At 62.3% G+C, this 19,422-nt stretch carries 22 protein-coding genes and 1 pseudogene; 9 read left to right on the forward strand and 14 right to left on the reverse strand.

Annotation, left to right across the window (positions count from 1 at the left end; translation table 11 throughout):
- Positions 1-64: 64 nt before the first annotated feature.
- The 6 genes from ACTJJN_RS09775 to prlC form a co-directional block, all read right to left on the reverse strand.
- The gene (locus ACTJJN_RS09775; protein ID WP_440781215.1) at positions 65-1,597 is read right to left on the reverse strand and encodes a SulP family inorganic anion transporter; all 1,533 of its coding nucleotides are present in this window, start codon (positions 1,595-1,597) and stop codon (positions 65-67) included.
- 192 nt (positions 1,598-1,789) lie between these two features.
- The gene (locus ACTJJN_RS09780) at positions 1,790-2,509 is read right to left on the reverse strand and encodes a carbonic anhydrase (protein WP_003253046.1); all 720 of its coding nucleotides are present in this window, start codon (positions 2,507-2,509) and stop codon (positions 1,790-1,792) included.
- A gap of 303 nt (positions 2,510-2,812) precedes the next feature.
- Positions 2,813-3,871 carry a PA0069 family radical SAM protein gene (locus ACTJJN_RS09785; protein WP_003253048.1) on the reverse strand — a complete coding sequence of 353 codons (1,059 nt, stop codon included), beginning with the start codon at positions 3,869-3,871 and terminating at the stop codon, positions 2,813-2,815.
- 70 nt (positions 3,872-3,941) lie between these two features.
- Positions 3,942-5,936 (reverse strand): M3 family metallopeptidase, encoded by a 1,995-nt coding sequence (locus ACTJJN_RS09790; protein ID WP_088512655.1) that lies wholly within the window; start codon positions 5,934-5,936, stop codon positions 3,942-3,944.
- A gap of 124 nt (positions 5,937-6,060) precedes the next feature.
- A complete protein-coding gene (locus tag ACTJJN_RS09795; RefSeq protein WP_003253053.1) occupies positions 6,061-6,342 on the reverse strand; it encodes a YheV family putative zinc ribbon protein in 282 nt (93 codons plus the stop codon).
- Positions 6,339-8,390: an oligopeptidase A gene (gene prlC / locus ACTJJN_RS09800; protein WP_003253055.1), complete on the reverse strand. Its 2,052-nt coding sequence runs from the start codon at positions 8,388-8,390 to the stop codon at positions 6,339-6,341. Before prlC ends, ACTJJN_RS09795 begins: the two co-directional genes overlap by 4 nt.
- 102 nt (positions 8,391-8,492) lie before the next feature.
- Between prlC and ACTJJN_RS09805 the strand changes: the two genes are divergently transcribed.
- Both ACTJJN_RS09805 and ACTJJN_RS09810 read left to right on the forward strand, forming a co-directional pair.
- Positions 8,493-9,041, forward strand: a complete 549-nt coding sequence (locus tag ACTJJN_RS09805; protein WP_004575263.1) for a gamma carbonic anhydrase family protein — start codon at positions 8,493-8,495, stop codon at positions 9,039-9,041.
- A gap of 59 nt (positions 9,042-9,100) precedes the next feature.
- Complete coding sequence (locus tag ACTJJN_RS09810; protein ID WP_004575264.1) at positions 9,101-9,751, forward strand: HAD family hydrolase; 651 nt, start codon at positions 9,101-9,103, stop codon at positions 9,749-9,751.
- A 105-nt stretch (positions 9,752-9,856) separates the two neighbouring features.
- Here ACTJJN_RS09810 and ACTJJN_RS09815 read toward each other — a convergent pair whose 3' ends face one another.
- Positions 9,857-10,930 carry an aminopeptidase gene (locus ACTJJN_RS09815; RefSeq protein ID WP_440781216.1) on the reverse strand — a complete coding sequence of 358 codons (1,074 nt, stop codon included), beginning with the start codon at positions 10,928-10,930 and terminating at the stop codon, positions 9,857-9,859.
- An 85-nt stretch (positions 10,931-11,015) separates the two neighbouring features.
- On the opposite strand from ACTJJN_RS09815, the gene ACTJJN_RS09820 reads away from it, so the two are divergent.
- Both ACTJJN_RS09820 and ACTJJN_RS09825 read left to right on the forward strand, forming a co-directional pair.
- Positions 11,016-11,429 carry a PA0061/PA0062 family lipoprotein gene (locus tag ACTJJN_RS09820; protein ID WP_003253063.1) on the forward strand — a complete coding sequence of 138 codons (414 nt, stop codon included), beginning with the start codon at positions 11,016-11,018 and terminating at the stop codon, positions 11,427-11,429.
- A gap of 55 nt (positions 11,430-11,484) precedes the next feature.
- Positions 11,485-11,898, forward strand: a complete 414-nt coding sequence (locus ACTJJN_RS09825; RefSeq protein WP_011953134.1) for a PA0061/PA0062 family lipoprotein — start codon at positions 11,485-11,487, stop codon at positions 11,896-11,898.
- A gap of 35 nt (positions 11,899-11,933) precedes the next feature.
- Here ACTJJN_RS09825 and ACTJJN_RS09830 read toward each other — a convergent pair whose 3' ends face one another.
- Both ACTJJN_RS09830 and ACTJJN_RS09835 read right to left on the reverse strand, forming a co-directional pair.
- A complete protein-coding gene (locus tag ACTJJN_RS09830) occupies positions 11,934-12,167 on the reverse strand; it encodes a DUF1161 domain-containing protein (RefSeq protein WP_003253067.1) in 234 nt (77 codons plus the stop codon).
- 75 nt (positions 12,168-12,242) lie between these two features.
- Entirely contained in the window at positions 12,243-12,668 is a 426-nt protein-coding gene (locus ACTJJN_RS09835) for an OsmC family protein (RefSeq protein ID WP_003253070.1), read from the reverse strand.
- Positions 12,669-12,820: 152 nt separating this feature from the next.
- Here ACTJJN_RS09835 and ACTJJN_RS09840 point away from each other — a divergent pair, with 152 nt between their 5' ends.
- Positions 12,821-13,825, forward strand: a complete 1,005-nt coding sequence (locus tag ACTJJN_RS09840; RefSeq protein WP_014754954.1) for an LLM class flavin-dependent oxidoreductase — start codon at positions 12,821-12,823, stop codon at positions 13,823-13,825.
- A gap of 72 nt (positions 13,826-13,897) precedes the next feature.
- Here ACTJJN_RS09840 and ACTJJN_RS09845 read toward each other — a convergent pair whose 3' ends face one another.
- Positions 13,898-14,119, reverse strand: a complete 222-nt coding sequence (locus ACTJJN_RS09845) for a DUF1161 domain-containing protein (RefSeq protein ID WP_003253075.1) — start codon at positions 14,117-14,119, stop codon at positions 13,898-13,900.
- 100 nt (positions 14,120-14,219) lie between these two features.
- Positions 14,220-14,435, reverse strand: a complete 216-nt coding sequence (locus ACTJJN_RS09850; protein WP_003253076.1) for a dodecin — start codon at positions 14,433-14,435, stop codon at positions 14,220-14,222.
- 150 nt (positions 14,436-14,585) lie between these two features.
- On the opposite strand from ACTJJN_RS09850, the gene ACTJJN_RS09855 reads away from it, so the two are divergent.
- Positions 14,586-14,909: a DUF883 family protein gene (locus tag ACTJJN_RS09855; protein ID WP_003253078.1), complete on the forward strand. Its 324-nt coding sequence runs from the start codon at positions 14,586-14,588 to the stop codon at positions 14,907-14,909.
- Here ACTJJN_RS09855 and ACTJJN_RS09860 read toward each other — a convergent pair.
- Positions 14,906-15,802, reverse strand: a complete 897-nt coding sequence (locus tag ACTJJN_RS09860; RefSeq protein WP_003253079.1) for a LysR family transcriptional regulator — start codon at positions 15,800-15,802, stop codon at positions 14,906-14,908. The genes ACTJJN_RS09855 and ACTJJN_RS09860 overlap by 4 nt on opposite strands.
- A 110-nt stretch (positions 15,803-15,912) precedes the next feature.
- Here ACTJJN_RS09860 and trpB point away from each other — a divergent pair, with 110 nt between their 5' ends.
- Both trpB and trpA read left to right on the forward strand, forming a co-directional pair.
- Positions 15,913-17,130 carry a tryptophan synthase subunit beta gene (gene trpB, locus ACTJJN_RS09865; protein WP_004575268.1) on the forward strand — a complete coding sequence of 406 codons (1,218 nt, stop codon included), beginning with the start codon at positions 15,913-15,915 and terminating at the stop codon, positions 17,128-17,130.
- On the forward strand, positions 17,127-17,936 hold the full coding sequence (gene trpA, locus ACTJJN_RS09870; protein WP_047603773.1) for a tryptophan synthase subunit alpha: 810 nt from the start codon (positions 17,127-17,129) through the stop codon (positions 17,934-17,936). Before trpB ends, trpA begins: the two co-directional genes overlap by 4 nt.
- A 120-nt stretch (positions 17,937-18,056) precedes the next feature.
- Here trpA and ACTJJN_RS09875 read toward each other — a convergent pair whose 3' ends face one another.
- A complete protein-coding gene (locus tag ACTJJN_RS09875) occupies positions 18,057-18,389 on the reverse strand; it encodes a DOPA 4,5-dioxygenase family protein (protein WP_003253084.1) in 333 nt (110 codons plus the stop codon).
- A 52-nt stretch (positions 18,390-18,441) separates the two neighbouring features.
- On the opposite strand from ACTJJN_RS09875, the gene ACTJJN_RS09880 reads away from it, so the two are divergent.
- Positions 18,442-19,059: an NAD(P)H-binding protein gene (locus ACTJJN_RS09880; protein ID WP_003253087.1), complete on the forward strand. Its 618-nt coding sequence runs from the start codon at positions 18,442-18,444 to the stop codon at positions 19,057-19,059.
- Between the two features lie 121 nt (positions 19,060-19,180).
- Here ACTJJN_RS09880 and ACTJJN_RS09885 read toward each other — a convergent pair.
- Positions 19,181-19,314 (reverse strand): annotated as a pseudogene (locus tag ACTJJN_RS09885) (choline sulfate utilization transcriptional regulator); the annotation flags it as partial.
- Between the last annotated feature and the right edge of the window lie 108 nt (positions 19,315-19,422).

Here is a 19,422-nt window from a genome sequence, read left to right on the forward strand (position 1 = left end):
CTGGCCAACCCCCACCCGCCGATCACCGTTGCCGCCGCTACCGTATTCGCGGGTAAACCCGCTCCTACGCCCCAACCCCCGCCGTAGTCCGCAACCGCCCCTCGATCCGACGCTTCAGGCGCCGCTGCTCTATCAGCAACCGTGACCCATTGGCAGAATTGCTGCGGCTCCAGTCCTCCAGCAACTCAAGGCACGAGTGGTCGATATAACTCAGGTTCCCCAGCGGCACATGCAGCGTGGTGCCCGCCGGTACGGTATCCAGCACCTGGGTCAGCGCCGGCACCTTCAGGAAGGTCGCCGCGCCACTGAGGCGCAGTTCCATGTGCCCATCCTTGGCCAGGCTCACCAGGTTGATCTTCAGCCGCGCCGCCTTGAACGCCAGCTTCAGCAAGGTCAGGGCAAAGCCCAGCAGCACACCGGTCAGCAGGTCGGTAAAGATGATCGCCAGCGCAGTCGCCGCGTAGGTGAACATCGGCATGCGCCCATAACGGCCCAGCCCGCGAAACGCCTTCAAGTCGACCAGTTTGACCCCGGTAAACACCAACACCCCCGCCAAGCTCGCCACCGGGATCTGCTGCAGCACGCTGCTCAGCGCCACCACGAAGGCCAGCAACCACAAGCCATGGAAGATTGCCGAGGCCCGGGTTTGCGCCCCGGCCTGGACGTTGGCCGAGCTGCGCACGATTACCCCGGTCATCGGCAGGGCACCCAGCACCCCGCACAGCATGTTGCCGATGCCCTGAGCCGACAGTTCGCGGTCGAAGTCCGAACGCTGGCCGCTGTGCATGCGGTCCACTGCTGCGGCCGACAGCAAGGTTTCGGCGCTGGCAATGAACGCCAGGGCAAAAGCGGCGACCAACAGAGCAGGGTCGGCCAGCTGCATCAGGTCCGCCGGACGAAGCCAGTCGATGGCCTCGGACAGGTCGGCCGGTACCTGTACGCGGTTCACCGGCAAGGCCAGCCACAGGCTGATAGCGGTCATGCTGGCCACGCCGAGTAATGCACCCGGCACAAAACGCAGCCGCTGCGGCCGCAAGCGCTCCCAGCCCCACATGATGGCGATGGTCCCCAGGCCCAGCGCACCGGCCATCCAGCCGGCGCCGGTGCTCTCCTGTGGCAGGGCTGCCGACAACGTTGCCGGGAACGCCAGCAGGTTCTGCAGGCCCGACGGTTGCGGCGCGGTGTCGAACATCACATGCACCTGCGAAAGCACGATCAACACGCCAATCCCGGCGAGCATGCCGTAAACCACCGCCGGCGCAGTCACACGGAACCAGCAGCCCAGACGCAAGCGACCGGCCAGCAACTGCAACAGGCCGGCCAGCAACAGGATTGGCCCGAGCATGGCCATGCCGTGCTGGCGTACCAGCTCGAACACCAGTACCGCCAGACCGGCAGCGGGGCCGCTGACCTGTAGCGGCGACCCAGCAAGGAAACCGACGACAATGCCGCCGATAATCCCAGTAATCAGGCCTTTTGCCGGCGGCATGCCAGAAGCGATCGCAATGCCCATGCACAACGGCAGGGCCACCAGGAAGACCACCACCGACGCCAGCAACTCACGCGGCAGGGCCGCTTTCAACTGTGTAATGTTCACCGTGTTTCTCCTTTCTCTAGTCGCACGGCCATTCCCCTGGCCGTGGGCACGTTTGCCCCTGACAAGCGCGCAGGCGCGGGCCGCCAGCGAGCACGCCGGCAGGGCAGTCAGGGAATTCAAGGCAGCCGAATGCCGTGCCACACCCCTGCAGGGTGCAGCCGGCTATCAAGGTTCTAGCGGCGGACGGGTCGCTTAGTAGCGGCCTCTCGGAGTGGCGCAGGGAACGGGTTCACCCGCGGCCAAGGGCAGGAAGCTGTCGCTGGCGGCGTCGTAGGCTTCGATCTTGCTGGTCTCGATGTCGTACACCCAACCATGAATGAACAGCTCACCGGCTGCCAGGCGCGAAGCCACCGAAGGATGGGTGCGCAAGTGATGCAGCTGGGCGATGACGTTCTCTTTGGTCAGCACTTGCATCGTCTCGTGTTCGCTGCCGCAGGAGCAGTTGTTCTCGACCACGGTGCGGGCCACTTCAGCGTGGCGCAACCAGGCGCCAACGGTAGGCATCTTGGTCAGCGACTGCGGGTTGAGTACCGCACGCATGGCGCCACAGTCAGAGTGGCCACAGATGATGATGTGGTGAACTTTAAGCGCCATTACGGCGTACTCGATGGCGCTGGAAACGCCGCCGTTCATCTGGCCATAAGGCGGTACCACGTTACCCACGTTACGGGTCACGAACAGGTCGCCTGGCGAGCTCTGGGTGATCAGCTCGGGAACGATGCGCGAATCGGCACAGGTGATGAACATGGCGCGTGGTGTTTGCGCGGTGGCGAGCTTCTTGAACAGCTCTTGCTGATCTGGGAAAACATCATGGTGAAAGCGCAGGAAGCCGTCGACGATGTGCTTAAGGGCAGCATCGGCGCTTTCCGCGGGGACCTGCGGTACGACCTTGGATGGGTCCTTGACGGGCATGATTCATCCTCTTGACGGTGTGTAGGTAAATCCATTTTACCGGTGAAAGATTCAGGCTATGCAGGGTTTTAGATGACACGCACGGGCCATAGATCACAGTCGCTGTGGACTTATTACCTACGCTAGCGGGGAAAACTTAACTGAAACTTAATTCGAAGGCTCTAGAACGGGCGTTCCAGATGAAAAAGGCGGGAACTGGATAATAGCAAAAAAACATCAGCTGCCAATATGTATTAGCGCAATTATTGGTTGTTATTAGTTGCGTTGTGAGCAATGCGCAGCCCTTGGTGGGGCGGGTTCATGTCAGAACAGCGCCATCTGCCCACCCGGCGGGCAGAACGCCGAGCAATCCAGCGCCTGCGCCTCGCGCCCTTCGAAGTCCAGCCGTTTCATTGCCTTGGCAAAGCGCTGCGCCAGCAACTCGGCAAACACCCCTTCACCACGCATGCGCACACCGAACCGGCTGTCATACAGCTCGCCACCACGGCTCTGGCGGATCAGGCTCAACACATGTGCTGCCCGCTGCGGGTAATGGTCCTGCAACCACTGCTCAAACAACGGCGCCACCTCCAGCGGCAGGCGCAGCATCATGTACGCCGCACTTTGCGCACCGGCCTCCTTGGCCGCCTCCAACAGGCGTTCCAGCTCACTGTCGTTGATCATCGGAATCATCGGCGAACACAAAACACCCACCGGTACGCCCGCTTCACGCAATACCCGGATGGCCCTCAACCTCGCACCGGGTGAGGCCGCTCGGGGTTCGAGCACGCGCTTGAGGCCGTCGTCCAGCGTGGTCAGGCTGATCATCACTCGTGCCAGGCGCTGGCGGGCCATCTCGGCCAGCAGGTCAAGGTCGCGCAGCACCAGTGAACCCTTGGTGACAATGGTCACCGGGTGACGAAAACGCAGTAACACTTCGAGCAAGCGCCGGGTCAGTAACTGTTCCCGCTCAATCGGCTGGTACGGGTCGGTGTTGGAGCCCAGATTGATCGGCGCGCACACGTAGCCCGGTTTGCTCAATTGCTGTGCCAGCACCTCGGCGGCGTTGGTCTTGGCAATCAGTTTGGTCTCGAAATCCAGGCCGGGAGAAAGGTCCCAGTAGGCGTGTGAGGGGCGGGCATAGCAGTAGATACAGCCATGTTCGCAGCCACGGTAGGGGTTGATGGAGCGATCGAAAGGGAGGTCGGGTGAAGTGTTGCGGCTGATCACCGACTTGGCTGTCTCGATCCGCACCTCGGTACCCTGGGTTTGCGGCACTTCCTGGTACCAGCCATCATCTTCCGCCACCGAATGACCAGGGGCAAAGCGGTTGTGTGGGTTGTGCGCCGTGCCACGGCCCTTTTGCGGTGCTGGAGGAATCATGGCTCACCTGAATACTGTACTCATATACAGTATCGTGCATGCCGTGATCTTTCCAGCACCTCTGGTCTGACTACCTCAGGCCATGCCAGCTGAGATACGCTGCCTGGCTCGATTGCCGCCCGAGAAACGCCTCGATGCCTTCACGCAATGGGCGCGATGCCCCTGGGGCGAACAGTGCTTCCTGCAGTGCCCGCCCCGTGGCTCCGTTCAACAGGCCCTCGGCTTCGAAGCGGGTGAACACATCGAAGGCATGCACATCCGACCACAGGTAGGCGTAGTAACCCGCATCGTAGCCGTTCACAAGGTGGTCGAAGGCATGCGCCGGATGTTCAAAGTCAGCGAGTGGCCAGTAACCGCAACGCGCGCGGGCATCACCCAGTCGCTGTTCAAAGGTCCTGCCATCGTTTGGTGTGCCATGCAGGTCCATGTCGAACAGCGCCAGGCACAGATCACCCGCGATCTCCTCCACGCCCTGCTGCCGTAGCTGCCGCAGGCACTCATTGGCTTGCTTGCGGGATAGTTGGCGGCCGTCGTGCGTGCGCGCCGAGATCGCTACCAGGTAGTCCGCGTCCCAGACCCAACGTTCGAACAGCTTGCCGAACAACTCCACACCATCGGTGCCCAGCTCAGTCACATTGGACATGACGTGGTTCGTCGTACGTACCAGCAGGTGGTGCAGGGCATGGCCGAATTCATGGAACAGCTTGCGCAGTGACAAATGATCGAGCAACGGCTGCGAACCTGACAGCGCTTGCGGCACATCACTGAACACCACCACCGAGGCTGCCTGGCAGATACCCTCTGCATCGACCCGGCGATTCCTTACATAGGTGGTAAACACCGCGTCTGGCTGCTTGCCTGCGTGTTGCACGGCATCCAGATACAGAAAGCCAATGAAAGCGCTGTCCTGCCACACCTCGAACGGCTGCACGCTGTCATCCCAGACAGGCAGCGCTTTGGGCTGCAGCACTGCACCAAACAACGTCTGCGCCAATTGCTGCAACGCACTGACAACAGTATTCAGCGGGAAGTAATCGCGCAGCGCTTCGGCAGGAAACACGCTGCGCGAAGCACACCGCAGGTACTCGAAATCCCAGGGTTGGGGTTTGCCCAGGCCCTGCTCGGCAGCCCAACACTCCACCTGCGAACGCCACCGCAACATGGCAGGTCGCACATGATCGGCCAGATCGTGGAGAAAGCCCCGCACCTGGTCTACCGAACCGGCACTCTTCACCTGCAGGCTCTGCTCCAGATGGCCGGAATAACCGAGCAGGAGGGCCTTCTCCTCAAGCAATTGCGCCAGTTGCTGCAGATACCAGCGGTTGTCCTGTTGCCGATCATGGCTGACGCCGCGGGCGTGAAAAGCCCGGTACACCCGCTCACGGAACTGGCGGTTGGCAGCATGTTTGAGCACCTCACGCGTAGTCACCGTGTCACACGCAATCAACCACCCCTGCTTACCTGCTTGCTGTGCGCTTGCAGCCAATTCGTCACGTACCCGCTGCGGGATGCCGCTCAGCTCCGCTTCATCGGTGATGTTCAACCCAGGCCGGTCGATGTTGCTGCGGAACGCCTCGCGTGCAGTGCCAATCTGCGCTTGAAGGTCTGCCAGATGCGCTTTGCCTGCGGTGTCGAGTAACGCCCCGCTAGCGGCGAACTTGTCCAGGTGCCAACGCAAAGTGGCACGCTTCCCGACATCCAGTTGCTTGCCGATGTCACTGCCGGCCAAGCGTGCATACAGGTCATGCAAACCCGTGTTGGCGAATTTTTGCTCGAAGCGCGCCGTCACTTTCCGGTAGAAATCAATGATGACGTTGGCCCACGCCGTATCCCGGCCGACCAGTGGTGAGGCGGCATACAACACTGCCAGCAGCCGGCTATCCAGCCCATCCAACGCCAGCACCATGTCATCCCAGGTGGGCATGGTTCGTTGATCACGGATGATGCGTTCGACACCGTTCTCGTGTGCCTGCAGCACGTGAGCGAATGCCGCCTGCATGTTTTCGAGGGTGATGGAAGAGTAATCGACGGGGATATGGCTATCTTGCAGAAGAGGGTTGGCCATGGTGCATCACCTTGCTGATAGAAATGAGCAAGAGAGCTTGCATGGCCAGCCTGCGCCAGGTGGCCTGACTATCTAACACCTGTCCATGCCTGCCCGGGCATTGCACCCGGGCGGCATGACAGGATTACTCAGCCGGCTTTTTCAGCTTCGGATTTGGGAAGAACTGCACGGTCTGCACCTTGGCCGGCGCCGCTTTCGGCGCCAGGTGGTTGACCCGGGTGCCGAGTTCCTTCGGCACCGACAAGCCCTGCTCGTTGAGGGTGTCGGTAAAGCCGCAAGCTACGCACTCGCGGTGCGGTACGCCGTCGTCGTTCCACATCATCAGCTTGTCGGGCTCGCTGCACGCCGGGCACACGGCACCGGCAATGAAGCGCTTCTTGGTCTTGTTCACAGCTACCTCACTCATGCTGCAGCGTCCTCGGTAAGACCACTGTGGCGCAGCAATGCATCGATGGAAGGCTCACGGCCACGGAAGTCGACAAACAGCTCCATCGGCTCGCGCGAACCACCACGGGCCAGGATCGCCTCGCGGAAGGCGCGGCCGGTCTCGGCGTTCAGCACGCCTTCTTCCTCGAAGCGCGAGAAGGCGTCAGCCGACAGCACTTCGGCCCACTTGTAGCTGTAGTAGCCCGCCGCGTAACCGCCCGCGAAAATGTGCGCAAAGCTGTTGGGGAAGCGGTTGTAAGCCGGCGGGCGCATGACCGACACCTCGTCACGCACACCTTCGAGCACCTGCAATACGCTGCGGCCGTCGCCATGGCTGGCGTGCAGCTCGAAATCGAACAGCGAGAACTCCAACTGGCGCACCATCATCATGCCCGACTGGAAGTTTTTCGCGGCCAGCATCTTGTCCAGCAGGTCCTGGGGCAGGGCGGCGCCGGTTTCGTAGTGACCAGAAATCAGTGCCAGGCCTTCCGGCTCCCAGCACCAGTTTTCCATGAACTGGCTGGGCAGCTCGACCGCATCCCAGGCCACACCGTTGATGCCGGACACGCCGGCATGCTCAATGCGGGTCAGCATGTGGTGCAGGCCGTGACCGAATTCGTGGAACAGGGTGGTGACTTCATCATGGGTCAGCAAGGCGGGCTTGCCGGGCGCGGCCGGGGTGAAGTTGCACACCAGGTTGGCCACCGGGCTCTGCAGCTGGCCGCCGGCAGTGCGGCGACGGTCACGGGCGCCGTCCATCCAGGCGCCCCCACGCTTGTTGGCGCGGGCGTACAGGTCGAAGAAGAAACGGCCAACGTGCTGACCATTTTCCTTGATCTCGAACAGGCGTACGTCCGGGTGCCAGCTGTCGAAGCCCTTCAGCTCGGCGATTTCGATGCCATACAGGCGCTGCACGATGCTGAACAGGCCGCCCAGCACCTTGTCGATCGGGAAGTAGGCGCGCAGGGCTTCCTGCGACACACTGTAGCGCTGCTCGCGCAGCTTCTCGCCAAAGTAGCCGGCATCCCAGCTGGCCAGCTCGGGGCAGCCTTGTTCGGCAGCGTAGGCCTTGAGCTGTTGCAGGTCCTGGGCGGCGAACGGCTTGGAACGCTTGGCCAAGTCACGCAGGAAGCTCAGCACCTGGTCGCTGGACTCGGCCATCTTGGTGGCCAGGCTCAGCTCGGCGTAGTTCTTGTAGCCCAGCAGTTCGGCCAGCTCCTGGCGCAGGTCGAGGATTTCGCGCATCACCGGGCCATTGTCGAACTGGCCGGCATTCGGGCCCTGGTCGGAGGCGCGGGTGCAGTAGGCGGCGTATAGCTCTTCGCGCAGGGCGCGGTCACTGGCGTAGGTCATCACCGCGTAGTAGCTGGGGAACTCGAGGGTGATCAGCCAGCCGTCCAGGCCCTTGGCCTGGGCTGCGGCGGCCATCTGCGCCTTGGCCGAATCGGTCAGGCCGGCCAGCGCAGCTTCGTCGGTAACATGCTTGGTCCATGCCTGGGTGGCGTCGAGCAGCTGATTGGAAAAACGGCTGCCCAGCTCGCTGAGCTTGCTCTGCACTTCGGCGTAACGCTGCTGCTTGTCCGCCGGCAGGTCGATACCCGACAGGCGGAAGTCACGCAGGGCGTGCTCGAGGATAGTCTTTTGCGCCACGTCGAAGCCGGCAGCCTCAGGGCTGTTGATCAGCGCCTGGTAGGCTTCGAACAGCGCGCGGTTCTGGCCCAGTTCGGTAGAGTAGGCGCTCAGGGCTGGCAGGCAAGACTCGTAAGCCTCGCGCAGCTCGGCGCTGTTGCACACCGCATTGAGGTGGCTGACCGGGCTCCAGGCGGCGCCCAGGCGGTCGTTCAGTTCGTCCATGGCCAGCACCAGGCCGGCCCATGTAGGGTTCTTGCCCTGCTTTTCGAGGATCTCGGCAATGGCTTTACGGTTGTCGGCCAGGATCGCTTCGATCGCCGGCAACACGTGTTCGGCACGAATTTGCGAGAAGGGCGGCAGATCGTGGGATTGCAGAAGCGGGTTGTTCGCAGTCACGGTTTGGATACCTTGGCAGAAGAAACACTGCCCCATCTTAATTACAATCGACGCCGACCGCAGCAGGCAGCCTGCCTATCGGCACAGATGAGAGACGCTATCATGGCCATTCGCAGCTTCCAGCAACACACTCCGAAAGTTGGGCCCAGGGCCTTCGTCGACCGTTCGGCGGTGGTGCTGGGCGACGTGGAGATCGGTGAAGACAGTTCGGTCTGGCCGTTGACCGTGGTGCGCGGCGACATGCACCGCATCCGCATTGGCGCGCGCACCAGCGTGCAGGACGGCAGCGTGCTGCACATTACCCACGCCGGGCCTTTCAACCCGGATGGTTTCCCGCTGATCATCGGCGACGAAGTGACCATCGGGCACAAGGTGATGCTGCATGGCTGCACCCTGGGCAACCGTATCCTGGTGGGTATGGGCAGCACCATCATGGATGGTGCCATCGTCGAGGACGAAGTGATCATTGGCGCCGGCAGCCTGGTGCCGCCGGGCAAACGCCTGGTCAGTGGCTACCTGTACATGGGCAGCCCGGTGAAACAGGCCCGGCTGCTGAACGACAAGGAGCGCGCATTTTTCTCCTACAGCGCCGGCAACTACGTGAAGCTCAAGGACCAGCACCTGGCCGAAGGCTACGATCAACCTGAATGACCGCATTCGCGGGCATGCCCGCGAAGAAGGCCACTCAGCACTCAAGTGGAACCCTGTACATGCACCAGCAAAACATCCTCTTCGACCTCGACGGCACCCTGACCGACCCACGCCTGGGCATCACTCGCTCGATCCAGTACGCCCTGGCCAAGCTGGGCATCGACGAACCGGACCTGGCCCGCCTCGAACACTTCATCGGCCCACCCCTGCTGCAGGCTTTCATGCAGTTCTACAGCTTCGACGAAGCCAAGGCCTGGGATGCGGTGAACTTCTACCGCGAACGCTTCCGCGTGACCGGTCTATACGAAAACCTCGTGTTCGAAGGTGTGCCGGAGTTGCTTGAGGCCCTGAACGGGCAGGGCCGCACGCTGTACATTGCCACCTCCAAACCGTGGGAATTCGCCCGCGAAATCGCTCGGCACTTTGCTTTCGATCATCACTTCAAGGTGATCTACGGCAGTGAGCTGGACGGCACGCGCACCAACAAGGTCGAGCTGATTCGCCATTTGCTGGATGAAGAAGGGCTGGACCCGGCGCACACCCTGATGATCGGGGACCGCAAGCATGACCTGATCGGCGCGCGCAGCAACGGGCTGCAGGCCGTCGCGGTGGGGTACGGGTTTGGCAGCCGGGAAGAGCTGATGGCAGAAGAACCCGCTTTCCACTTCGCCACGGTAGCCGATTTGCACCAGGCTTTTAGCAAGGCTTGAGGGCCAGCAGGGCTGCTTTGCAGCCGGCCCTCCCACATCGATCGGCGTCCGCAGGGCCTTTGTGGGCCTTGTGGCGCGATGGGCCGCAAAAGCGGCCCCAAAATCTCAACGGCTAACCATCAGACGCTGCAGCGCCGCCTTCCTTGCTTCAATCGGCAACCGCCCCAAATGCTCGACCCGCGCGTAGAACCGAACCCAATCTCCACCCACCTCACGAAACAGCGCCGCAAACGCCGGCACCCACTGGTCATATAGCCCGAACGGCAATAACTTGGCATTATTCATCGGCCCATACATCCAGGCGTCATAGCGCTTGTCACCGCCCCACTGGCCATCACGCACCTGCCGGTATTCACGCCTCAAACGCTCAAACTCGGCCTGCTTGGCCCGGCGCTTGTGTGCATCATCCAACGGTTCCGCATAAATCGCCTGCAATCGCTCACGGCTGGCCAACACCAGGCGGATAAACTGGTCGCGCTGCTTTCCCTGATCCCCGCCAACCGCCGTCAGCCCACGCGCCGCACGCCATTGCCGCGTGCCTTCCTGCTCGACGAACGAGGCAAACGACTCATTGAACTCGGTATCGTCCTGCACATAGAAGCGCTGGTGGGCCAATTCATGAAAGATCAACGTAGCCAGGCGCTCATCGCCCCAGCCCACCATCGACGACAAAATCGGGTCATCGAACCAACCCAGGGTCGAATAAGCTTCCACGCCACCCACGTACACATCCAGGCCATCCTGACGCATCAACGCCGCCGCGCCTCGCGCCGCGCCTTGCTGGTAGTAGCCGCGGTACGCCACGCACCCGGCAATCGGAAAGCAGTGCGTTACCGGTTGCAACGACAACTCGGGCGTGGCGAACACGTTCCACACCACGTAGGGGCGTCCAAGGTCGGCGTATACCCGGTAGCTGCGGTTGTCTGGCAGTTTCAATTGCTGGCTGGCAAACAGCCGCGCCTGTTCGGCCTGTTGCAGGTGCGCGCGCAAGGGTGCAGGGGTAGCAGGGTCGGCCAATACCTGCTCTACAGGCTGCCGCGCCCGCAGCAACTGCCACTGGCCCTGCGCCAGCTGCCCGTAGTAGGCGGCATTGCTGCAACCGTTCAGCAGGAGCGCCGCAAGCAGCGGAACCAAACGGGTGAAAATGCGGTCGAGTGCCCCAAGGCCTGAGCGCTGCATAAGAAAAAGTCGAAGCATCCGGGACTGTCTGACTCGCTCAACACCATTTCGCTCCAAGACTATCTCGCCAAGGGGGAGTTTCGCCATGCGTGCATTGTTGGTCGCCGGCTCACTGTTGTTGATCTCTGCCTGTTCAACCTTGCCAGACCCAGACCCGAACCAGGCCTGGATCGACCTCACCCGTTACGACAATACGTCGCTGGACGCCGTGCAGGTAGATGAGCGTGACTGGGCTGACAGCCGCTATTTCGAGGTTCAACCCGGCAGCCACGAACTGACCGTGCGCTATCAGTTTCCGGTTAACCCCAGCAATATCGGCCCCGTCGAGGAGCCATTGTGGCGCGATTGCCAGGTCAAGCTGACCTTCAAGGACTTCAGCGCCGGGCAGCGTTATCAGCTGCAAGCCGGCAGCATTGGCTTCCGCCCTTGGATCAAACTCTACGACCACCAGCAAAAACTGCTGGGTCAAGGGCTGCCGGCGGGTTGTCAGCGCACCTGAACCGCACAAACGGCGCTATGCTTGTTACTTGTAAATCGCAAGTGGGAGTTTTGCCATGCGCCAGCCCATGATGCTGATCGCCCTCAGTGCACTGGGGGCTTGCGCCAGCCCCTTGCCGCCCGTCGACCCCAAGCAGGCCTGGGTCGATCTGTACACCATGACCCCCGGCCGGGTGATCATGGCCGACCGCCTCGACGGCAAGCGTCTGGACGATGGCCGATATTTTCAGGTGACGCCGGGCAAGCACGAACTGGTGGTGCGCTTCGATTATGAAATCTACTCGGGCGGCATCATGTCCGAGCCCAGGGACCGAACCTGCTACCTGACCGTACGCTTTGACAACTTCAAAGCCGGCGAACGCTATCGCCTGGAAGCGCGGGCGCCGGTAATGGAGCCGCAGGTGCTGCTGTATGACGCCAACCGCAAGGTGGTGGTGAACGAGCCTAGCGAAGTGTTCTGCATACCGTGAATGTGGGGCTGCCTTGCAGCCCCGGGCCTTGGTGCTTATCGATCATTCTTTTGATAGATGATCTTCTTCGTCCCACCATCGCAGGTCCCGACAACCATGTTCTGGTCCTTGACCTCGCTGTTGGGCACGATCTCCAGCGTATAGGACGAAACCCCTTGGGCCTGGATCTTGGCCTCGATCTCGGTTTTCAGCTCCTCGCAAGGCTTGACGGCCGCCAGCGCAGACGTGGCGACAAGGGAAGCCAACACAGCGATAGCTACGCGAATCATGGAACGGCTCCTGGAAAGGGCAGTGGCGCTGCCGACGTTCTTTAGACTACAGCAAACCACCACCGTTGCACCGTTTCACCCCACCAACGCCGCATCCAGGCTGATCTTCGCATTCAAAACCTTGGACACCGGGCAGCCTTCCTTCGCCTTGTTGGCAATCTCCAGGAATTGAGCCTCGCTGGCCCCCGGTACCTTGGCCCTGAGCACCAAGTGCACAGCTGTAATGGCAAAACCGTCAGCTTGCTTGTCGAGGGTCACCTCTGCAGCCGTGTCGATCCGCTCCGCAGTCAGCCCCGCCTCGCCGAGCATCATGGATAGCGCCATCGAGAAACAACCGGCATGGGCCGCGCCAATCAGCTCCTCCGGGTTGGTACCGGGCGTGCCCTCGAAACGTGTGTTGAAGCCATAAGGGTTCTGCTTGAGTGCACCGCTTTCGGTAGAAAGCAGACCTTTTCCATCCTTCAGGCCACCTTGCCAGATCGCCGATGCTGTCTTTTTCATGATGCCTCCTGGTCACTGGGTTGCTTACCTACGGTTCAGAGGCCTGCCGCCTGCTGCAAGTTCAGTGCAATTAGACTGCAGGCATTGAATCCAACAAATGCGCCCATACAGAATCAAAACGGCCTCTGGCCAATCACTCTTGCGGAGGCCCCATGACGCAGCTGCGTGACCTGAAGATTTCCACCCTGGACTTGGTGCCCGTTCGCGCCGACGCCGGCCCCGCGCAATCGCTGCGCAACTCGCTGGACCTGGCGCAGCATGTCGAGCGCTTTGGGTATAACCGCTTCTGGGTGGCCGAGCACCACAACATGGACGGCATCGCCAGTTCGGCGACGTCGGTGCTGATCGGCTACCTGGCCGGTGGCACCTCACGTATTCGCGTGGGCTCTGGCGGGGTGATGCTGCCCAACCATGCGCCACTGGTGATCGCCGAGCAGTTCGGCACCTTGGCCAGCCTGTATCCGGGGCGTATCGACCTTGGTCTGGGCCGTGCGCCGGGTTCGGACCAGATGACGGCCTATGCCCTGCGACGCGACCGCGCTGGCGGCCCAGATGACTTCCCGGACGATGTCGAGGAGCTTTCGCGCTACCTCGGGCCACGCACTGATGATCAAAAAGTGATCGCAGTGCCGGGGCACGACACCGACGTGCCGATGTGGTTGCTGGGATCCAGCCTGTTCAGTGCCCAGCTGGCGGGCATGCGCGGCATGCCCTACGCCTTCGCCTCGCATTTCGCGCCACGCTACATGCACGAGGCCATTCGCGTGTACCGCAACCATTTCAAGCCCTCGACCACGCTGGACAAGCCGTATGTGATGCTGGGCATTCCCATGGTGGTGGCGCAGACCGACGAGAAGGCCGAATACCTGGCCACCTCGGTCTACCAGCGCATCCTGGCGCTGATTCGCGGACAGAGCCTGATGCAGAAGCCACCCGTGGAAAGCATGGATGGGCTGTGGTTGCCCCATGAACGGGAGACGGTGGCCAGCTTCCTGGGGCTGGCCATGATCGGCAGCCCGCAGAAGGTAAAGGCCAAGGTAGAAGTGCTGCTGGAACAGACGGGTGCGGATGAGCTGATCTTTACCTGTGACCTGTATGAGCATGCGGACCGCATTCGGTCATATGAGCTGATGGCGCAGGCCCTCAAGGCCGAGTGACCCTCGACACGGGCTCGCCCGCTCCCATAGGTTGACTGTGGAAGCGGGCAAGTCCGCGAAAGGGCAAACGCATCAGCCGCGGCGGTAAACAATCTCCTTGGTCCCGGCCTCACAGCTACCAATGACCTTGCCCGCCGGGTCGCCTTTCTTGACGATCTCCAGCTTGTAGCCAGTGACGCCCTTGGCATCCAGCTTGGCCGCAATTTCCGCCTTCAGTTCCTCGCACGGTTTGCCCGCTGCCAGCGCACCACCGGCCAGGGTCATCAGGCCCAGCGCCAGAATCAGTTTGTTCATCACTCGCGTTCCTTGTGCAGATGAAATCAGAAGGGGCCCCACCAAGGCGCCCCTTTTCTGAATACCTCATCACGCCGGGATCATACAACCCAACGTTGTTTCAGCTATTGGCGATACGGAAGCCGACCTTCAGCGTGACCTGGAAGTGCGCCGCTTTGTTGTCGCGGATATGGCCGCGGGTATCGACCACTTCGAACCATTCCAGGTGCTTGATGCTTTTACCGGCTTCGGCCAGAGCATTGTTAATCGCCTCTTCGATACTGGTGGGCGAAGACCCGACCAGCTCGATTTTCTTGTAGGTGTGATGATCGGTCATGAGTGCTCTCCATGGTTGACGGTGAGATTCAGCCTAGCAGCGCAGGCCTGGTTTACCTGCGAGCGGTCACTGTCAGCGAAAGTTCGATCGCACTTTCACGCAGCCCAAGGGTCGCAATCCTTACAGCCCATACTGCAAAGGAGAGTCAACATGCACCGCAACTCGCTGCGTAAAACATCCCTGGAAAGCATGGAAGCGGAGATCGAGAGCCTTCTGAAAAGCTTGGAACACCTCAAGCATGATGCGTCGGAAGAGTCCCAGAAGTCGGTGAAGGCAATCCGCAGCAACGCTGAAAGCGCACTGCGTCATTCGCGCAGCCTACTGAGCGATGCGTATGAGGAAGTGAAGCAGCGCACTCGCCAGACCGGCATAGCCACCCGGGACTACGCCCAGGAGCACCCCTACACCACCGCCGGTGTGGCCATTGGTGCGCTGGGCCTGCTGGCGGCCTACCTGATATGCAAGCGAAACTAAGCGCTCTGCCGCGCAAGTTCCGCCCGTAACCACTGCGCCAACTGCTCGGCGCGCCCGTCTGCGGCGCGCCGTGGCACCCACAATGCCAGCGCCGCCTGGGTAGGTGAAAAGCCCCAAGGCGCACTCAAACGGCCCGCCCGCAGGTCATCGGCGACCAGTGGCTGCGGTGCAATCGCCACGCCCAATCCGGCCACGGCAGCCTCCAGCAGGTAATACAGGTGCTCGAAAGCCTGGCCATAGTGAATGGCCGTCGGGTCCAGGCCCTGTTGCACCGCCCAGGTTGGCCACGCTTGCGGGCGTGAAGTGGTGTGCAGCAAGGCTTCGCCCAACAATGCCTTGGCGGGCGCCCCCTGCAAGCGCTGGAAACCTGCGAAATGTGGGCTGAGCACCGGCCCGATGCATTCTTCGGCCAGCACGTGCACCTGCATGTCCGCCGGCCACGGTGGCTCGGCATACACCAGCAACGCATCCAGCCCGGGCCGCCGCGGGTCAAGGTCACCCTCACCCGCCGACAGGTGCAAGCGCAGCTCAGGCAAATCCGCCTGCAACCGCCCCAGCCGCGGGATAAACCACCGCGCCAGCAGGCTGCCCGAGCAGCCCAGCACGAATGGCGCCTCGCTCACATCACGGCTGAGCTCGGAACACACGCTGCGCAGCCGGTCGAAGGCCTCACCGCTGGCATCGCGCAGACGCACACCGGCATCTGTGAGTTTGATGCCACGCCCGTCCTTGACGAACAGGGCTACGCCCAGATGCTCCTCAAGCACCTTGATCTGCCGGCTGACAGCGCCGTGGGTCACGTGCAGCGCTTCCGCCGCCTGGCTGACGCTGTTGAGCCTGGCTGTAGCCTCGAAGGCGCGCAGGGCATTGAGGGGAGGGAGGTCGTGGGCCATTTTACCTGTGAGTTTTTCTGACAAGTTTACGCAATCTTATCGGTTTTCAGCCGAGCTTGCCGTGGTTAGAGTAAAGCCCATCACTCATTCACTACGCCTTGGAGCGCCCCATGACCCAGTCCCAATACCGCCCCGGCCCCGACGCCAATGGCCTGTTCGGCTCGTTCGGCGGCCGCTACGTGGCCGAAACCCTGATGCCACTGGTGCTGGACCTGGCCCGCGAATACGAAGCGGCCAAGGCAGACCCCAAGTTCCTTGAAGAGCTGGCTTACTTTCAGCGCGACTACATCGGCCGCCCCAACCCGCTGTACTTCGCCGAGCGCCTGACCGAGCATTGCGGCGGGGCGAAGATTTTCTTCAAGCGTGAAGAGCTCAACCATACCGGCGCGCACAAGGTGAACAACTGCATCGGCCAGGTGCTGCTGGCCAAGCGCATGGGCAAAAAGCGCCTGATCGCCGAAACCGGCGCCGGCATGCACGGTGTCGCCACCGCCACCGTCGCCGCGCGCTTCGGCCTGCCTTGCGTGATCTACATGGGCGCCACCGACATCGAGCGCCAGCAGGCGAACGTGTTCCGCATGAAGCTGCTGGGCGCCGAGATCGTGCCGGTTACCGCCGGCACCGGCACCCTGAAAGACGCCATGAACGAAGCCCTGCGTGACTGGGTTACCAACGTCGAAGACACCTTCTACCTGATCGGCACCGTGGCTGGCCCACACCCGTACCCCGCCATGGTCCGCGATTTCCAGTCGATCATCGGCAAAGAGACCCGTGCCCAGTTGCAAGAGAAGGAAGGCCGTCTGCCAGACAGCCTGGTTGCCTGCGTCGGCGGCGGCTCCAATGCCATGGGCCTGTTCCATGAGTTCCTCGAAGAGCCGAGCGTGCAGATCATCGGCGTTGAAGCCGGTGGCCACGGCGTACACACCGACAAGCACGCCGCCAGCCTGAACGGCGGCGTACCGGGCGTATTGCACGGCAACCGCACCTACCTGCTGCAGGACCAAGACGGCCAGATCACCGATGCCCACTCGATTTCCGCAGGCCTGGACTACCCGGGCATCGGCCCGGAGCACGCCTATCTGCATGAGGTGAAGCGCGTCGAGTACGTCAGCATCACCGATGACGAAGCATTGGATGCGTTCCACGCAACCTGCCGTCTGGAAGGCATCATTCCAGCCCTGGAAAGCTCCCACGCCTTGGCCGAAGCGATCAAGCGCGCACCGAAGCTGCCCAAGGACCACCTGATGGTCGTGTGCCTGTCGGGCCGCGGCGACAAAGACATGCAAACCGTCATGAACCACATGGCCGCCCAGGAGAAACACGCATGAGCCGTCTTGAACAACGCTTCGCCGAGCTGAAGGCCGAAGGCCGCTCGGCACTGGTCACCTTCGTCACAGCTGGCGACCCGGGCTACGACGCCTCGTTGCAGATCCTCAAGGGCCTGCCGGCTGCTGGCGCCGACGTGATCGAGCTGGGCATGCCGTTCACCGACCCGATGGCCGATGGCGTGGCCATCCAGCTGGCCACCCTGCGCGCCCTTGAGGCTGGTCAGACCTTGGCCAAGACCCTGCAGATGGTTCGCGAATTCCGTGTGGATAACCAGACCACGCCGATCGTGCTGATGGGCTACTACAACCCTATCCACCGCTTTGGCGTGGACACGTTCGTGGCTGAAGCCAAGGCCGCGGGCGTCGATGGCCTGATCATCGTCGACCTTCCGCCAGAGCACGACGCCGAACTGGCTACCCCGGCCCAGGCTGCAGGCATCGACTTCATCCGCCTGACCACCCCGACCACCGACGACGCGCGCCTGCCGCGCGTGCTGGAGCGCAGCTCCGGGTTCGTCTACTACGTGTCGGTGGCTGGTGTAACCGGTGCAGGTTCGGCGACCACCGAGCATGTGACCGAAGCCATTGCCCGCCTGCGCCGGCATACCGATCTGCCGATCAGCGTTGGCTTCGGCATTCGCACGCCGGAACAGGCTGCGAACATTGCCCGCCTGGCCGATGGCGTGGTGGTGGGCTCGGCACTGGTCGACAAGATCGCCCAGGCCCAAAGCGCCGATCAGGCGGTGACCGATGTATTGAGCCTGTGCTCGGCATTGGCTGAAGGGGTGCGTGGCGCACGCCGCTAAACCGCGTCGTCTGCTTCGCGGGTAAACCCGCTCCTACGGGGCCAGCGCCACCCTCTGGCTCTGCGCTATCGTTGTAGGAGCGGGTTCACCCGCGAAGAGGCCAGCACAGGCTACCCCCGCCTAGCCCCCAAAAATCGACAGATTCAAGGGCCGCACGGCCCCCATCCAGATCGCATGATCCCGGTGATCCGCCAGTTCATCCCCGGTTTCCGGATGCATGAATACCACCAGGCCCTTGCGGTACAGCGCCAACCAAGGCAATACCACCCCCACCACTTCGGGCCCGAACGCCAGCTGGCAACTCCAGTCTGGATGCGGCCCAACCGGTTTCTGGTGCATACGCCCCATGGTCACGGGGAACAGCCGCGCCGCCTCCTCGCACAGTTCGCGGGCCTGCTCCATGGTGGCTGCGTCGTAATAAACGTGGGCGTGGTAACCCTTGATCCTCTGCACGATAACTCCTGATTGCGGTCCAACCATCACCACCTGCAACGGGAGTGATGCAGTGAAAAACGCCGAAACCCCAGTGTTCAAACTGGTCCTGTTCGGGCCTGAAAGCAGCCTGGGCAATGCCCTGATGGTCGAGCTGTTGTCGCGCCAGCACGAAGTCATCGCCGTGGTGGACGACCTCAACCGCCATTCGCCGCGCCCGGGCCTGCACTTCAAGATAGGGGGGCTGGGTGATGCCCACCAGGCGGAGCAGGGCGCAGCGGGCGGCTCGGCGGTGATCGCTCTGTTACCAGCGCTGGCGCCGGGTGACCTGCCGGGGCAGGCACGCTTGAGCGAGGCGCTGGTGGCGGGGCTTGCGCATACGACTATACGCCGGCTGCTGCTTGTGGGCGATTTCGATGTGCTGGATGAGCCGAGCAAGTACAGCGAGATGGAGCGGGATTGCGTGGCCCAAGTGGTTGATGGGTTGCAGCGCAGTGCATTGCACTGGACGCTGATCAATGCACCGCAGGAACTGGCCGGGTTGGGCATGGAGCATTTTCGCAATACCGAAGGGACGCTGGAGCCTGGGCTGGCTGAGCCGTTGCGGCGCTTGGCCAGGATCGCAGCGGGGATGGTGGACATGCTGGAGCTGGACTTGCACCGGGGCGAGCATCTGAACTTCGTGGTCTAGATTGCCGGGGCTGCTGCGCAGCCCATCGCGACGCAAGGCCGCTCCCACATGGGCCGGCGTGCGCAGTGTCTTTTTGGGAGCGGCCTTGTGTCGCGATGGCCCGCAAAGCGGCCCCAAAATCTCAAAGGCTGCGCTCCTGCTCCAACCAATCCACGAACCGCTCGATCAACGCCCCCCGCCGCTTGCGCGGTGGCAAAACTGCGTAATAGCCGCGTTCCGAGCGCAAGCTCCCTCCAGCGGCCGACACAGCAACCCCCACATGGGCCGGCGTGCGCAGTGTCTTTGTGGGAGCGGCCTTGTGTCGCGATGGGCCGCAAAGCGGCCCCAAAATCTCAAAGGCTGCGCTCCTGCTCCAACCAATCC

This window comes from Pseudomonas sp. 22515 (assembly GCF_052044625.1).
GTDB classification, from domain to species: Bacteria; Pseudomonadota; Gammaproteobacteria; order Pseudomonadales; family Pseudomonadaceae; genus Aquipseudomonas; species Aquipseudomonas alloputida.

Excerpts from the sequence above, each read along its gene's own strand:
- ACTJJN_RS09805 (WP_004575263.1), top strand. The coding sequence starts at position 8,493 with ATGGCCATTCGCAGCTTCCAGCAACACACTCCGAAAGTTGGGCCCAGG.
- ACTJJN_RS09825 (WP_011953134.1), top strand. The coding sequence starts at position 11,485 with ATGCGCCAGCCCATGATGCTGATCGCCCTCAGTGCACTGGGGGCTTGC.
- ACTJJN_RS09845 (WP_003253075.1), bottom strand. The coding sequence starts at position 14,119 with ATGAACAAACTGATTCTGGCGCTGGGCCTGATGACCCTGGCCGGTGGT.
- ACTJJN_RS09815 (WP_440781216.1), bottom strand. The coding sequence starts at position 10,930 with ATGCAGCGCTCAGGCCTTGGGGCACTCGACCGCATTTTCACCCGTTTG.
- ACTJJN_RS09785 (WP_003253048.1), bottom strand. The coding sequence starts at position 3,871 with ATGATTCCTCCAGCACCGCAAAAGGGCCGTGGCACGGCGCACAACCCA.
- ACTJJN_RS09810 (WP_004575264.1), top strand. The coding sequence starts at position 9,101 with ATGCACCAGCAAAACATCCTCTTCGACCTCGACGGCACCCTGACCGAC.
- ACTJJN_RS09830 (WP_003253067.1), bottom strand. The coding sequence starts at position 12,167 with ATGATTCGCGTAGCTATCGCTGTGTTGGCTTCCCTTGTCGCCACGTCT.
- ACTJJN_RS09850 (WP_003253076.1), bottom strand. The coding sequence starts at position 14,435 with ATGACCGATCATCACACCTACAAGAAAATCGAGCTGGTCGGGTCTTCG.
- ACTJJN_RS09840 (WP_014754954.1), top strand. The coding sequence starts at position 12,821 with ATGACGCAGCTGCGTGACCTGAAGATTTCCACCCTGGACTTGGTGCCC.
- trpA (WP_047603773.1), top strand. The coding sequence starts at position 17,127 with ATGAGCCGTCTTGAACAACGCTTCGCCGAGCTGAAGGCCGAAGGCCGC.
- ACTJJN_RS09820 (WP_003253063.1), top strand. The coding sequence starts at position 11,016 with ATGCGTGCATTGTTGGTCGCCGGCTCACTGTTGTTGATCTCTGCCTGT.
- ACTJJN_RS09855 (WP_003253078.1), top strand. The coding sequence starts at position 14,586 with ATGCACCGCAACTCGCTGCGTAAAACATCCCTGGAAAGCATGGAAGCG.
- ACTJJN_RS09795 (WP_003253053.1), bottom strand. The coding sequence starts at position 6,342 with ATGAGTGAGGTAGCTGTGAACAAGACCAAGAAGCGCTTCATTGCCGGT.
- ACTJJN_RS09835 (WP_003253070.1), bottom strand. The coding sequence starts at position 12,668 with ATGAAAAAGACAGCATCGGCGATCTGGCAAGGTGGCCTGAAGGATGGA.
- ACTJJN_RS09780 (WP_003253046.1), bottom strand. The coding sequence starts at position 2,509 with ATGCCCGTCAAGGACCCATCCAAGGTCGTACCGCAGGTCCCCGCGGAA.
- ACTJJN_RS09790 (WP_088512655.1), bottom strand. The coding sequence starts at position 5,936 with ATGGCCAACCCTCTTCTGCAAGATAGCCATATCCCCGTCGATTACTCT.
- ACTJJN_RS09860 (WP_003253079.1), bottom strand. The coding sequence starts at position 15,802 with ATGGCCCACGACCTCCCTCCCCTCAATGCCCTGCGCGCCTTCGAGGCT.
- trpB (WP_004575268.1), top strand. The coding sequence starts at position 15,913 with ATGACCCAGTCCCAATACCGCCCCGGCCCCGACGCCAATGGCCTGTTC.